Origin of the sequence: Niallia sp. FSL R7-0271 (genome assembly GCF_038005785.1) — a bacterium.
Taxonomy (GTDB): Bacteria; Bacillota; Bacilli; order Bacillales; family Cytobacillaceae; genus Niallia.
Genome location: NZ_JBBOTZ010000001.1, coordinates 521,067 through 535,352, shown reverse-complemented (window position 1 = coordinate 535,352; position 14,286 = coordinate 521,067). Strand labels below are relative to the sequence as shown.

The 14,286-nt window shown below is 38.7% G+C and carries 16 protein-coding genes and 1 riboswitch; of the genes, 6 read left to right on the top strand and 10 right to left on the bottom strand.

Translation table 11 applies throughout. The annotated features are described in order from the left end of the window. Nucleotides 1-9 precede the first annotated feature (9 nt). On the top strand, nt 10-1,134 hold the full coding sequence (gene yfkAB, locus MKX82_RS02745) for a radical SAM/CxCxxxxC motif protein YfkAB (protein WP_341074878.1): 1,125 nt from the start codon (nt 10-12) through the stop codon (nt 1,132-1,134). A 45-nt stretch (nt 1,135-1,179) separates the two neighbouring features. Here the strand turns inward: yfkAB and MKX82_RS02740 are convergent, their stop codons facing one another. From MKX82_RS02740 to cax, 3 genes are all read right to left on the bottom strand, one after another. Next, nucleotides 1,180-1,905, bottom strand: coding sequence for a YfkD famly protein (locus MKX82_RS02740; RefSeq protein ID WP_396953811.1), 726 nt, complete (start codon nt 1,903-1,905; stop codon nt 1,180-1,182). A 197-nt stretch (nt 1,906-2,102) separates the two neighbouring features. Next, nucleotides 2,103-2,714, bottom strand: a complete 612-nt coding sequence (locus MKX82_RS02735) for a YczE/YyaS/YitT family protein (protein ID WP_192486427.1) — start codon at nt 2,712-2,714, stop codon at nt 2,103-2,105. Between the two features lie 407 nt (nt 2,715-3,121). Continuing rightward, nucleotides 3,122-4,186 carry a calcium/proton exchanger gene (gene cax, locus MKX82_RS02730; RefSeq protein ID WP_192486428.1) on the bottom strand — a complete coding sequence of 355 codons (1,065 nt, stop codon included), beginning with the start codon at nt 4,184-4,186 and terminating at the stop codon, nt 3,122-3,124. A gap of 254 nt (nt 4,187-4,440) precedes the next feature. On the opposite strand from cax, the gene MKX82_RS02725 reads away from it, so the two are divergent. From MKX82_RS02725 to MKX82_RS02715, 3 genes are all read left to right on the top strand, one after another. Beyond that, nucleotides 4,441-4,860 carry a pyridoxamine 5'-phosphate oxidase family protein gene (locus MKX82_RS02725; RefSeq protein WP_197974718.1) on the top strand — a complete coding sequence of 140 codons (420 nt, stop codon included), beginning with the start codon at nt 4,441-4,443 and terminating at the stop codon, nt 4,858-4,860. 145 nt (nt 4,861-5,005) lie between these two features. Beyond that, entirely contained in the window at nt 5,006-6,181 is a 1,176-nt protein-coding gene (locus MKX82_RS02720) for an MFS transporter (RefSeq protein WP_251646340.1), read from the top strand. Between the two features lie 206 nt (nt 6,182-6,387). Further along, complete coding sequence (locus tag MKX82_RS02715) at nt 6,388-8,313, top strand: heavy metal translocating P-type ATPase (RefSeq protein WP_341074870.1); 1,926 nt, start codon at nt 6,388-6,390, stop codon at nt 8,311-8,313. A 222-nt stretch (nt 8,314-8,535) separates the two neighbouring features. Here the strand turns inward: MKX82_RS02715 and MKX82_RS02710 are convergent, their stop codons facing one another. The 3 genes from MKX82_RS02710 to MKX82_RS02700 form a co-directional block, all read right to left on the bottom strand. Further along, nucleotides 8,536-9,357: a YihY/virulence factor BrkB family protein gene (locus tag MKX82_RS02710; protein ID WP_233316320.1), complete on the bottom strand. Its 822-nt coding sequence runs from the start codon at nt 9,355-9,357 to the stop codon at nt 8,536-8,538. A gap of 111 nt (nt 9,358-9,468) precedes the next feature. Further along, nucleotides 9,469-9,843: a YtxH domain-containing protein gene (locus tag MKX82_RS02705; protein ID WP_233316319.1), complete on the bottom strand. Its 375-nt coding sequence runs from the start codon at nt 9,841-9,843 to the stop codon at nt 9,469-9,471. A 35-nt stretch (nt 9,844-9,878) separates the two neighbouring features. Beyond that, on the bottom strand, nt 9,879-10,352 hold the full coding sequence (locus tag MKX82_RS02700; protein ID WP_233316318.1) for a low molecular weight protein-tyrosine-phosphatase: 474 nt from the start codon (nt 10,350-10,352) through the stop codon (nt 9,879-9,881). 192 nt (nt 10,353-10,544) lie between these two features. On the opposite strand from MKX82_RS02700, the gene MKX82_RS02695 reads away from it, so the two are divergent. Beyond that, nucleotides 10,545-10,769 (top strand): DUF1128 domain-containing protein, encoded by a 225-nt coding sequence (locus tag MKX82_RS02695; RefSeq protein WP_233316317.1) that lies wholly within the window; start codon nt 10,545-10,547, stop codon nt 10,767-10,769. A gap of 24 nt (nt 10,770-10,793) precedes the next feature. On the opposite strand, the gene map is transcribed toward MKX82_RS02695, so the two are convergent. The 3 genes from map to treR all read right to left on the bottom strand — a co-directional run bounded on the left by map (nt 10,794) and on the right by treR (nt 12,985). Continuing rightward, the gene (map, locus tag MKX82_RS02690; RefSeq protein ID WP_233316316.1) at nt 10,794-11,552 is read right to left on the bottom strand and encodes a type I methionyl aminopeptidase; all 759 of its coding nucleotides are present in this window, start codon (nt 11,550-11,552) and stop codon (nt 10,794-10,796) included. 126 nt (nt 11,553-11,678) lie between these two features. Continuing rightward, entirely contained in the window at nt 11,679-12,194 is a 516-nt protein-coding gene (locus tag MKX82_RS02685) for a type 1 glutamine amidotransferase domain-containing protein (protein WP_237940683.1), read from the bottom strand. 80 nt (nt 12,195-12,274) lie between these two features. Further along, the gene (gene treR / locus MKX82_RS02680; protein ID WP_237940681.1) at nt 12,275-12,985 is read right to left on the bottom strand and encodes a trehalose operon repressor; all 711 of its coding nucleotides are present in this window, start codon (nt 12,983-12,985) and stop codon (nt 12,275-12,277) included. 333 nt (nt 12,986-13,318) lie between these two features. Here treR and MKX82_RS02675 point away from each other — a divergent pair, with 333 nt between their 5' ends. Then, nucleotides 13,319-13,642 carry a helix-turn-helix domain-containing protein gene (locus MKX82_RS02675; RefSeq protein ID WP_233316313.1) on the top strand — a complete coding sequence of 108 codons (324 nt, stop codon included), beginning with the start codon at nt 13,319-13,321 and terminating at the stop codon, nt 13,640-13,642. A 222-nt stretch (nt 13,643-13,864) separates the two neighbouring features. Here the strand turns inward: MKX82_RS02675 and MKX82_RS02670 are convergent, their stop codons facing one another. Next, nucleotides 13,865-13,984 (bottom strand): anti-repressor SinI family protein, encoded by a 120-nt coding sequence (locus tag MKX82_RS02670; RefSeq protein ID WP_311315909.1) that lies wholly within the window; start codon nt 13,982-13,984, stop codon nt 13,865-13,867. 39 nt (nt 13,985-14,023) lie between these two features. Beyond that, a riboswitch (cyclic di-GMP riboswitch) is annotated at nt 14,024-14,109 on the bottom strand. Nucleotides 14,110-14,286: the final 177 nt, after the last annotated feature.

Here is a 14,286-nt window from a genome sequence, read left to right as displayed (position 1 = left end):
AGCAATATCATGATTTCTCAAAAAAATCCGATTGTAAACCCTAAGAATGATCCTTGGGAAGCTTATATGGATATAACTCAGCATGGAGGGCTGACACTCTCCAATATAGAATTTACGACAACAACATTATGTAATATGCGCTGTGAGCATTGTGCTGTCGGCTACACCCTTCAGCCGAAAGACCCGAATGCATTGCCGATTGATCTGCTTTTAAAGAGACTTGATGAGATTCCTCATCTCCGCTCTATGAGCATCACAGGCGGTGAGCCGATGATGAGCCGCAGATCTGTCGAAAACTATGTTGTTCCGCTGTTCAAATATGCCCATAGCAGAGGTGTAAAGACACAGATTAACTCCAATCTGACACTAGGTCTTGACAGATATGAACCAATCATTCCATATTTAGATGTTTTGCATATATCTCATAACTGGGGTACGGAAGAGGAGTTTGCTGAACGAGGCTTTGCGATGATGGCAAGAAAGCCGTCTTACGAACAAAGAGGCAAACTTTTCAAAAATATCATTACTAACAGCAGGGCATTAGTGGAAGCAGGTGTGGTCGTTTCTGCAGAAACGATGCTGAATAAACAGACACTTCCTTACTTAGAGCATATTCACCGTCAAATTGTTGATGAGATGAAATGTCAACGCCATGAAATACATCCAATGTATCCATCTGATTTCGCTTCAACGATGGAAACATTAACACTGGAGGAAATGCGTCAAAGCATCCATCACTTGCTAGACATAAGAGATGAAAATGTCTGGATGCTGTTTGGAACACTGCCATTTTATCCATGCAGCAGTACAAAAGAAGATCAAGAGCTGCTGAAACGCCTGTATGCAAGTAAAAATGTTACTGTCCGCAACGATCCTGACGGCCGTTCCCGTCTGAATGTTAATATCTTCTCAGGAGATGTTATCGTTACAGACTTTGGGGATACACCACCATTAGGTAATATTCAAACAGATAACCTGGAAGATATATTCCAAAGGTGGCTGGCAACAGATTTAGCCTCTTCCCTTAACTGCCACTGCCCAAGTGTGCAATGTTTAGGTCCAAATGTGCTTGTTAAAAACAGCTATTACCGAGATATTGATTTCTCGAAAAAAGCAGCATTAATTCAACGTTAAAAAAGTGAGCAGCTAATTAGTCTGAACTAATGCTGCTCACTTTTTTTATTTCGGCTTTTCGCTGGCCACAAATCCGAAGGAAACATGATCTTGAACTGGAATCCATGCACCAATACCTTGGGATGTTACATTTTTAACGACAATTGATTTCTTTCCGCCCTTCAGCATTAAATACACTTCTCCATATGTGACCTTTCCTTTTTCATTCACAGCAGGTGCGTATCCATATAAATAGCCTAATCTTTTGGCAGGAATATTATAAATCTGGTCTTTTTTCGTGCCAGTTCCTATCACTGTTTCAAAAGCAAGCGGCAGCCCGGAGTTCTGCATTGCTTTGAGCATCATCATTTTTTTGACTTCCTCAGCATTCGGAATTTTTGCAGTCAGGCCGCCTCTGATGATTTTCTGAGACTCTTGCACATAGTGTATTTGATATGGCGCTTTTCCGCCTCTGTTGTCATAAAAGTTTGTGTTTATCTTTTGATACTCCCAGTTAGGGGCTGTTTCTGTTGATTCATAATTTAATGGCCATTGACCCAAATAGACAATCGCCTTATATCCTATCGCAAATGGTGTGCTGTTGACCGTTGTCTCATTCAGCATGCGAATTAAGTCAGGATTTTCAATTTTCACCCTTGAAGAATCAATAAGCGTCTGTGTCAGCTCACTCGGCTGCAGCTTCGGCAAGTCCTGCGAAGGATTCGGATATGTGTTTTCCTTTGTGATGTTCATAGCTGAATTCGGAATGGCAACCAGTTTTGACTTTGGCATATCTTGCTTGTCTTTCGGTTTTTCTGCAAATGCTGGCGCAATATTAGGCAGCATCATAAGAAAAGCTAGTAGAATAATACCAATTCGTTTCAACAAATTAAAGAACTCCTTTCAAACATAACAGTAATATTTACTGTTATTTTTTTCGGAGTTCGCCTAGATTATGCTTCCTGTCAAAAACAATTTTTTGCATATCTTTATTTAAGCGCTAATTTGTCCATTATTCCACAGCAAAGCGGATGAAACACTTGAATGGCAGGTCCGATTCCAAGAGCAATAATCACTGTTCCGACCCCAATTGGTCCGTTGACTAAAAAAGCAAATACTAATGCCAAAACCTCGCCGATTAGCTTGGAAGCCATGATATTAAGTCCAAATCGCTCTTGCAGGCTGACCATGAACTCATCAATCGGATTCAGCGGAAAGCTTGCCTGCAAATAGGTAGCAATCCCTAAGCCGATAATAGCGAGTCCAGCAATAAGCAGAAGCAGCTGATTAAGGAAAAGAAAATAATTAAAGACATTCGTAAGATGCGCCATCCAAAAATCTACGAAAAAACCTAAAATGAACACGGTGAATAATGACAGCAGCTCAGGTTTTCTCATCAATAGAAGTGCATTGACAAATATCAGCAAGATGCCGATAATAACTATCCAGCTGCCAATTGTCAAACCTAACAGTGCTGACAAGCCTACATTTAAAGCATCCCATGGCCCTGCCCCTAAGTTTGCCTTGATTGTCAATGTCGCGCCGAATGACAAAATCAATAGTCCGATACCATAAAAAAGACTGCGGTAAACCATCGCCATTCTCCTAACTCCCCTCCCGTTTTAATGCTCGTCTTTTATACTTATGCGCACGTCACAGCAAACTTGTACAAAAATGTAAAAAATAAATTATCAGAATATTTACATTTATCTAAATTTATATTATACTAGGCTTATCAAACAAAAGGAGGGCAGCTAATCAAATCGCTTATCACAAAAGGAGGATAGACCATTTTTGGCAAAGCATCAGTTTAGTATGTACAGTATTGTCTACTTAAAAAGAATTGGTGGTGGTCTTAATGGAAGCGACTTGATTTTGTCCCAGAACACATAAGCACACAATTATATACTTATCTTTTCATTTAAACTTAAAGGAGAATGCCTTCTAAAAAAAACCGTCCAGCTGTAAAGAAAGCTGGACGGTTTTCTGTTTATTTAGGCGAAAAAACTTACAACAAGTAGAATCCTACTCCCATAATCAAGTAGGCAGCAAGCAATGTTGCTCCTTCAAACCAGTTTGTTTCTCCGTCATTCGATATAATAATCATGAGCAGTACAGCTGATGCCATGGATACTAATTCTGGAAGGCTAAAAACAAGGGACAAGTTTGTCGGGAATAAAAGGGACAGCAGTACAAGCACCGGTGCCACAAACATCGCAACCTGTAAGGTTGAACCGATTGCGATTTCAACAGAGATGTCCATCTTATTTTTATACGCCATAAGCACTGCCGAAGCATGCTCTGCCGCGTTTCCGACAATCGCGACAATAATAATCCCGATAAACAGCTCTGACCATCCGAATGATTCAGCTACAATCTCAAATGTATGTACAAGATTTTCAGAGATATAGGCTACCGCTAATGTGGCAAGTGCAAGTATTAGGACACTGCGCTTCACGGTCCACTCAGGCTCCTCATGATGGCTGCTTTCTGTACCTTCTTTGTTCTCAGATTGGTATACTCCCCTGTGTGTAACAAGCTTAAAGAATAGTGCTGCTAAATATAACAAAATAAGGATAATGGAAATTCCCACACTTAACGTTAAGGTTTCTGAGTCATCCATTGATACGGAGAAGACCTCTGGAATAACAAAGGCTACGATAACAGCAAACATCAGCAAGCCAGAATTATGTCTTGCATCAAACACATTATATGTTTGGACCTTGTACTTAAGGCCCCCAATAAAGAATGACAGCCCTGCAACAAGAAGCAGGTTTCCAAGAACGGATCCTGTTAAGGAAGCTAAAACAACCTCTGTCAGTCCTTCTCTCAAAGCAAAAATTGCAATAATCAGTTCGACTGCGTTTCCAAACGTGGCATTCAACAGCCCGCCGATTCTCGGTCCAGCGACAATTGCTAAACTTTCAGTTGCTCTTCCCATAAAGCTAGAGAGGGCAATGATTGTTAGACAGTACACGATAAACATTACAATACTCGGCCAGTGCAGCAAAGAACCAATAATAGATATTGGAACGCCGATGAGGACTGCCACGGTAAAGATTTTATTCACCATTTTCCCCACTCCTTTTATTTTTAACAATTAACATTCCCCTGTTTATAAATTTCCTAAACATTTTTTAAAAACTTCTCCTCTTTTTAGGCTGTAATACTCCTTTATAATCCGCATTACAGACCAATATATTTCAGCTTTATCTAAACCATTCCATAATATACCAACAAAATCAGCTTTTTTCAATAGATAATAGGGTATATAAAATATAGACAAACCACCCATACTAACTAAGAATGGAAAGGAGTTTTTTTATAATGAATGACGCATTACAATCAAAAATACTGGAACTGCTCGATAATCACAAAATAGGCACATTGGCAACCATACAAGACGATAAGCCGTACAGCCGGTTTATGCTGTTCTTTCACGATGAATTGACTCTTTATACAGCAACGAATAAGGAAACACATAAAGTCGATGATCTCGGCCAAAACCCTAATGTCCATATACTGCTTGGTGTTCAGGATGCTGGATTTTCTGGTGCCTACTGTGAAATTGAGGCAACAGCTACAATTGAAGATTCTAAAGAGAAAAAAGAAAAATATTGGAGTGACAAGCTTAGCAAATGGCTGGGCGGTCCAGATGATCCAAATTATGTGCTGCTCCACTTGAAGCCGCAAAAAATCCGCTATTTCGCTGATTCTAGTTCTAAAGCAGAGGTTTTAGAGCTGTAATAAGATAAGAAAGCTGCCGCAAATTCTGCGGCAGCTTTTTCTTCATTATAGGGATAATTTTCTTGTTGCCAATACTTCCCTTATTAAGTTACCATCATTTAGGGATACTAAATTTTTTCTACCACCATAAGGAGTATTTTACATAATGACTAAAAATAAATTTGCGATTTTAATCAGCATTGTCTCCATCTCTGGCTTTAGTCAAGGAATGCTGCTTCCGCTGATTGCTGTCATCTTTGAAAATGACGGCCTGTCCTCCAGCATGAATGGATTAAATGCGATAGGCTTATATATCGGCATCCTGCTCATCTCACCATTTATGGAATACCCGCTTCGCAAATACGGGTACAAACCAGCTATCGTTTTCGGCGGATTGCTCGTCATTATTTCCTTGGCTTTGTTTCCACTATGGAAAACATTCTGGTTTTGGTTTTTACTGCGTCTATTTATCGGCATTGGCGACCACTCTCTCCATTTCGCTACACAAACATGGATCACTACTGTATCCTCTGAAAAGAACAGAGGCAGGAATATTTCCTTATATGGAGTTTTCTTTGGAATTGGATTCGCCGTAGGACCACTAATGACACCATTAGTGAAAGTAAATGAAGCATTTCCTTTTATGCTTTCATCTGCTCTTTGCTTCACAGCGTGGATTTTCACTTTGTTTTTAAAGAACGATTTCCCTGAGCAGACAGCTGAAGCTAATAACTTCAAAGAGACGATTTCCCGTTTTTCTGCTGCTTTAAAATATGCCTGGGCTGCTTTTCTTCCACCGCTTGCATATGGTTTTCTGGAATCAAGCCTAAATTCAAGTTTTCCTGTTTACGGACTCAGACTAAATTTTGAGGTTTCTGAAATCTCTATTTTATTAACCTGCTTTGCGATAGGAGCGATTGTGTTTCAGTTTCCCCTTGGTATTTTAAGTGATAGTTTTGGCAGAAGAAGAACTTTAGTTACAATCCTTTTTGTCGGCTTTGCCTGCTTCCTGACAGCAAGCATGGTGGAACATACCTTTATTGGTCTCGCTATCTGTCTGTTTGCCGCAGGTATGGCAGTAGGCTCTACCTTCTCTTTGGGTGTCAGCTATATGACTGATTTAGTTCCGTCGAGTTTATTGCCGACAGGAAATCTTTTGTGCGGGATGGCATTCAGCATCGGCAGTCTGACAGGCCCTTATCTAGGCGGACTATTTATAGAATATGTGAATCATCTTAGCTATTTCATCGTCATAAGCATAATGCTATTAATCCTAGGCTTAATCATCTTTATTTCTGGCAGTCAGAAAATCCAGAAAGAAGTAAATTCAGTCCCAAATTAAGGCAAAAGTATACCAAGTGCTTCCGTTTTATGTTAGGATAGGAATAACTAAATAGTAACGAACAGCAGGAACCTCTATTTTTCTATATGAGAGCCTGCATAAATTTTGCTGTCACCTATACAGGTGGCAGCTTTCGTGTTTTTTAAGGGTAATGAAGCTGATTATCTTTCTCATGTACAGATGATAAAACTAAAGGAGGAATAAAAATGTTGACGGAAACGAAACCACTTGCACATAAGGGTTCTGAATCACCTTCCCTATTTTCCGAAAAGATTATGCCGCATCTTGAACTAATTGCGGCAGGTATAAGCGGTCTACTCATTTTAACTGGGTGGTTTATGGCCCATCAGGAGGAACAAACATTATCTGTTATCTCCTATGTGCTCGCCTTTATTATCGGCGGTTTTGCTAAAGCAAAAGAAGGCATTGAAGAAACCATTGCCAATAAGGAATTAAATGTGGAAATGCTGATGGTTTTTGCTGCAGTTGGTTCTGCGATAATTGGCTATTGGACAGAGGGTGCCATTCTTATCTTTATTTTTGCAGTTAGCGGAGCACTGGAAACATACACGATGAATAAAAGTCATAAAGAAATATCTGCATTGATGGATCTACAGCCTGAAAAAGCCTGGAAATTAAATACTGACGGTACAACAGAATTAATTCCTGTCGCTGAACTCTCCATCCATGACAGAATATTGATTAAACCAGGTGAAAGAGTGCCGGCTGATGGAAGAATTTTATCTGGAACAACTTCTATTGATGAAGCGGCAATTACGGGGGAATCACTGCCTGTTACAAAAGACAGCTCTGATGAGGTTTTTGCGGGAACAGTGAATATAAGCGGCTCTATCACAGTAGAAATTACGAAAAATGCACATGAGACACTCTTTCAAAAGATTATCGCTCTAGTTCAGTCAGCGCAGAGTGAAAAGTCTCCTTCGCAAGCATTTATTGAAAAGTTTGAGGGCACTTATGTTAAGGTCGTTTTGAGCATTGTTGTTATTATGATGTTCCTGCCTCATTTCGTACTAGGCTGGAGCTGGAATGAAACATTTTACAGAGCAATGATTCTTCTTGTGGTCGCATCCCCTTGCGCCCTTGTTGCAAGCATCATGCCAGCTACTTTATCCGCTATATCTAACGGAGCACGAAACGGAATATTATTTAAAGGCGGCATTCATTTAGAAACTTTAGGTGCAGTGCAGGCTATTGCCTTTGATAAAACTGGAACACTTACAAAAGGAATGCCTACAGTAACAGATATCCACGTTAAACAAGGATATTCCGAGGAAGAAATTCTTTTGTATGCTGCAAGTATTGAAAATCACTCTACTCATCCGCTTGCAAAAGCAATTGTCGAAAAAGCTGCCTCAACCATCAATAAGCCGCTCCTTACGCTTGATAGTGTTCAAAATCTGTCTGGCTTTGGTGTAACTGCACAACTAGACGATAAAGAATGGAAAATCGGGAAGGCAGAATTTGTTGGTCAAGACAGTGCTCTAAGCTTTAACCCTACTCTTATTAATCAGTTGTCAGAGAGTGGGAAAACCGTTGTGTTCGTCAAAGCTGGAGATGAGATTATCGCTTGCATCGCCTTAAAGGATATTGTCCGCACAGAGGCTAAAGCTGCCATTCAATTATTAAAGGACTATCAAATTCATACTATCATGCTTACAGGTGACAATGAAAGAACAGCGAATACAATCGCCAAAGAAAGCCATGTTCAGGAATATATTGCAGAATGCCTTCCTGAACAAAAGGTTAGTCATATAAAAAACCTTAAGGAGCGTTATCCGATTGTGGCGATGGTCGGTGACGGCATCAATGATGCCCCGGCATTAGCGACAGCAAATGTTGGTATCGCCATGGGTGGCGGCACAGATGTTGCCCTTGAAACAGCTGACATTGTCTTAATGAAAAATGACTTGCCAAAGATTGCTGAAGCGATAAAATTGTCAAAACGAATGAATGCTATCATTAAGCAGAACATTATATTTTCGATATCTGTAATTATGCTGCTTGTAATATCAAATCTTCTTCAAGCAGTAGACCTTCCATTTGGGGTGATTGGCCATGAAGGCAGCACCATTCTTGTTATATTAAACAGCCTCCGTCTTTTAAGAGGCTAAAAAAAGGCAGCCAATTGGCTGCCTTTACTTATTTAGTGATAACCATTTTGTCCATTTGAAGAACCAGATGTTTTATGCTTCGGCTTACTTTTACTGTTTTGTTTAGTCTTTTTGCCCATTCGTTATCACCTCTTCAGTAATAGTTTCCCCAAGCTTAGTGTGTGATGACGAACAGCTTTTATGATAGGTAAAAACCGGTTAGCACTGTAAAGTATGCCAAGTTTAGCAAGGCTTCTTTTTACGGCTTGTGAAAATGGCATTAACGATACCGCCGATAATAATAATGATGCCTGTCAAATAAAACCAGATCATCAATACAATGATGGCGCCAATCCCGCCATATGTTGCCGAATAATTACCGAAGTTGCCTACATAAAAAGAAAAGCCTAATGAAACTGCAACCCAGCCCACTGATGCAAAAATAGCGCCTGGAACAGCACTCACACAAGTGATTTTCTTATTTGGTGCAACCCAATATAATGCTAAAAATACAATGAATAAAATTACTGGAGTCACTAAAAATCGCAGTGCTCGCCAAACACTTAAAAACTCATCCGATAAACTAAACTGAGAAAATAAAAACACTCCTATCTGTTCGCCGAATACTGGCAGCAGCAGTGCAATAACCACTACAGCAATCATACCTAATGTCAGTACAACAGACATCGCTCTTGCAACGATAAAGGAACGTGTTTCTTCTACTTCATAAGCTTTATTAAATGCCTTGATAATAGCATTTAAACCATTTGAAGCAGACCAGATTGTTGCGATGATACCAAAGGACAGCAATGTCCCATTTCTGTTCAGAACCTGCTCCAGGTTTGTTTCAATAATATCCATACTTTCCCCTGGAGCAAAGGTTGAAATTAAGTTTAATAAATCATCCTTTGTGATAGGTAAATACGGCAATAACGTCATCATGAAAATGATCAGCGGAAAGATCGACAGCAAAAAGTAATATGCGAGCTGTGCCGCTAAATCAAATACATCATCATTTTTTATTTTTACTGCCAGCTGCTTAACAAAGCCCATTGCCTCTCCCATAAAACTCCACCTGCCTATATATCGGTTTAGCTAATAATGTTCTTTTCCCCTACTTCATGCAAGGACAAACCTTTTATCAGCATTTATCCCCTCACTAGGCATATAAGCTGTTTAGTGTGTATACTGCGGCAAATACTGCGTGCTGGAAGTCAAACCTTGTGGCTTGTACTCTTCCTGAGTACCATCAGTAGTAAATGCTTCCTTTGTTTCTTTCACAATGCTTGCAATTGTCGGTGTAACTTCTTTCAATTCTTCTACCTTATCCAAAATGAAAGCCACATCATTGGAGACCTTCTCTGCTGTTTGCTTCACCTTCTCAGAAGTTTCTGTAATGCTCGAAGACATCGTGTCAAAGTCAGTGATTGAAGTCGTTAAGCGCTTCATATTGTACATGGAAGCCTTCCTTGTCCGTTTATCAAGCATACTCAACGAAGCTCCTATCAAACCGCCCAATAAAAGTCCTTTTACTAAGCTAAGCTGTGCCATTATGCATCTTCCTTCCTTTTAAGAGTTAGCGGCAATCACAAATGGTATTTACTTCTAATATCCTGAAGCAAGCCTTGACAGCCCACCGTTACCATCTGGAATACCTCATCGAAATTGCCTGTATAATAAGGGTCAGGCACTTCATCATATACCCGAATTTCGGCAAAATCCATCAACAAATGAACTTTATTTTCCTCTAGCTGCTCATTTAGAAGCCTGATATTTTCACGATTGCTGTTATCCATCGCTATTAAATAATCAAAGCTTTCCAAATCAGCTGTATGAAGCTGCCTTGCTAGTATTCCTGCATCACTTATTAGATTCTTTTTTAGAATCTCCCTTGTACCTCTATGCGGCGGATTACCTATATGCCATCCACCAGTTCCTGCTGAATCGCATGTAATGCTGTCCTGCAAATTTTCTTTTTTTACAAGATCCCGAAATACTGCCTCTGCCATTGGTGATCTGCAAATATTTCCTAAGCAAATAAATAACACACGAACTTCCATCCTATTTTCCCTCCAACTTATTTAGAACATACATCATTTCATTTAGATGTTTTGTTTTTAGCTTATCGTAATTTACTTCCAATTGAAAAGGCAAAATTAAATTGACATTTCTCTTTACACATGAAAAGATAGAAAAAAAAGTGGGACATAGATTAAACATGAATCAAGGCCTGCATAAAGGAGAGATATCTTTTGAATTTAGATGTTAAATCGACTGAAAATGTGGAATACATGATTGAACAAATAAAAGAAAAACTGAAAGTACTGAACCTTGGAGCGATTAAACCAACACATTTCGATGAAGAAATGTATACAGAACTGAAGGAAATTTATGATCATATCATGAAAAGAGATTCCTTCAGCCCGAATGAAATGCAAGCATTAGCAGAAGAATTGGGAAATCTCCGCAAAAAATAAAAGAGAAGGCTATCCTTCTCTTTTTTATATACCTTCTTCCTGGTCTGTCAGGATAATCGGCCCGTCCTTCGTTATGGCTATTGTATGTTCATATTGTGCGGAGTATGTACCATCTTTTGTCCGGGCAGTCCAGCCATTTGCGTCCATTTTGACAGGATATGCTCCGATATTAATCATTGGCTCTATGGTGAAAACCATGCCTTCTTTAATTCGCGGTCCTTTACCTTTCTCGCCAAAATGAGGCACCTCAGGTTTTTCGTGAATAACAGCACCAATACCATGGCCGATGAAATCTCTTACAACAGAGTATCCCTCTTCTTCTGCATATTGTTGAATGCTAGCGCCAATATCACCAATCCTGTTGCCAATCTTCGCTTGCTCAATTCCAATATACAAAGCCTTTTTTGTAACTTCCAGCAGCTTTTCCGTTTCATCAGATACTGTTCCAACCTTGTATGTCCACGCAGAATCAGCCAAGCCTCCATGTAAATTCACAACCATATCAACTGTGATAATATCACCAGACTTTAGCTCCTCCTCTCTAGGAAATCCGTGACAAACCTCATCATTAATGCTTGCACAAATGGCATAAGGGTAATCACGATAGCCCTTTTGCTCAGGCGTAGCACCTCTTTCCTTTAAGAAACCCTCAACAAACTTTTCTATCTCCATTGTAGTAATCCCAGGCTTTATCATTTTTGCAATCTCTTTATGACAGGCAGCTAAAATTCGGCCAGCCGCTTTCATCTTTTCGATTTCTCTCATTGACTTCAGTACAATCATGAATAATATTCTCCTTTTTTAGTTGCATGTTATTATTTTCTTTATTGCATATCTTTATCAAGATTATAAGCAAAAACGAAAAAAAATGCCTGCTAGTAAACTAACAGGCACTTTTTTTAAAAACCTTTATTTTTCGAGCAGCTTTAATGATTCTCTTGTGAAAGCAGGAATATCTTCTGGCGTTCTGCTTGTTACAAGCTGTCCGCCGCATACAACAACTTCTTCATCCTTATATGTTGCACCAGCATATTCCATATCGACTTTGATAGATTTATACCCGGTAGCATTTCTGCCCTCTAATGTCTTTGCTGTGATTAACAGCTGCGGACCATGGCAGATTGCAAATACTGGCTTTTTGCTGTCCATAAATTCTTTTGTAAACGCAACAACACGATCATCACCGCGCAGCTGGTCAGGAGAAAATCCTCCAGGAATAAATAAAGCATCAAAATCACCTGCAGAGACCTCATCAATGCCTTTATCAATCTTAACCTCAGCTTTGTTCTGTTTGCCTGTCACCGTTTTGCCGGCCTCGAGTTCAATTGTTACTACTTCATGGCCAGCTTCCTTGAAGGATGTTGCCGGCTCCGTATACTCTGAATCCTCGAACATATTAGTTATTAATGTTGCAATTTTACTCATATAGGGAACATCTCCTTCTATTTTTGATTTCAGAGATAAAGTTCCCTTATTGGACAAGATAAAACATCCTTTAATAAATTTTATTCATTTCTTCTTGCAAAATCTACAAATCGAAACTTATCTGGCCTGTGTCTGGATTCTGTATATTGAAAAAGGGCAGCGTTTTCAAAATAAATATAGTTTTTAACGACCACAATGGCCTGAAACCCCTCTAAATCAAGAAGGCGATAATCCTCCTCAGTAGGTGTTTCCACCGTGAATTCCTTTCTCGCAAAGCCGATTTTCAATTTTAAATCCTTTTCAATATAGTCAAAAATAGAGCGTCTGCATATTTCCTTTGTCAGACCTGGTACAAATTTTTCAATAATATAGTCTTTATCCAGGATAATTTTTTCTTTATTAATTTCCCTTATACGTAAAACTTCCCAAATGGATTCATCCTTCTTCAAGTTCATTTCCTTTTGAAGAACAGGTGACGGGTTCTTTCTCTCAAAGCTTTCAATATGTGTCACCGAACTGGAGCCCATTTTCTCTGCTAGTTCTTTAAAGCTTACAAGACCGGATATTGGGAATTGCAGTTTCTGCATATCCAGGACAAGCGACCCTTTGCCGCGCAATTTCTGAATATATCCCTTCTGAGCAAGAATGTTCAACGCCTTGCGAATTGTTTCGCGTGAAGTGTTATAGCGTTCAGCCAGTTCATTCTCAGAAGGTAATATGCTGTTTGGGGCATAACTGCCGTTTCTAATTGCTGTTTCTATTTCTTCAAATATAATTAGGTATTTATTCATCCTTATCACCATCGCTCAAATCTTCCTCTATCTTCGCCTTTATTCTACCTTTTTTATACGAGCTTGTCTAAATACGAAAAAAATAAAATAATAATAAAAAAAGGGTTAAATGCTAACAGAACAGGGTATTGGATACGATGACACTTTATAAACACTGCTCTTATTAAAAGTGGAAGCATTAAAATTACCAGCAAATAAGGAATAATTGTATATTTTATGAATTTTTTTTGGTAATATTAACAAAACCATCGAACAATTCGTTCTTTATATGGAACTTTTGGATTATATTTGTTATGATATTATTACATATAGTGATAAGGTGTGTGAGACTGTATGATCGGTGATCGTGTAAAAAAACTTCGCTTAGAAAAAAGAATGTCCTTGTCAGAACTTGCTGAACAAGCAGGTGTTGCAAAATCTTATTTAAGTTCCTTGGAGCGGAATCTCCAGTCAAATCCATCCATACAGTTTTTAGAAAAAATAGCTACTGTTTTTAATGTTCCTGTAGATCATCTAATTAATGAACAGCAAAATAAAGATGATCTTGATTCAGAATGGCTGAAAATTGTTAAAGAGGCAATGGACTCAGGCGTTTCCAAATCTGAGTTTCGCGAATTCCTTGAGTATAATAAATGGAGAATTGAACAAAAAAAATAGAACTTTTCACAGTTCGCTTAAATAAGATTACTTAAAGACACAAATAATATTTTGTGTCTTTTTTATTTTACACATGCACCTAAAGGGAGCAGAAATAACTTTCTTGCCCCTTAAATATTCTGAATATTATAATAATTATAAGCGCAGTTAAATGAATGCATTCGTATTGTCTTTAGGGTGTACAGAGTTCTCGTTAGGATACTATATTAATTAAGCAATCTCTTAATCGTTATGGATGAAATTGCGCACATCTTGTATGTCCAGCCCGATACTTTTTGCTTCCTTCATTAACTGAATCCATTCTGTGTCTAGTTCTTCTACCATTAATTTTTCTTCAATCACTTAATTATGCCCCTCTCCCAAAAATACTTTTCTTTGTACTTTGGCAGTCCGGCTGTCATTGTTCAGAAACATTAGACCCGTGACTTTGCGTCCCAATCTTTCGAATTGGTTTGCCCTTCAATCTTTTATGCATTTAATTATATATCTTTTCTTTTTTCATATGTGCAAAATTTTGTAAGAAATTTATACATTTTACCAAATATTTTTCTACTTTTTTCTACAACAATACCTTTTCTTATTACAATATAACGTTAATTTTGTGGGGAATTGTTATATTTTGTCGAACTCCCCCGTGAATCCTC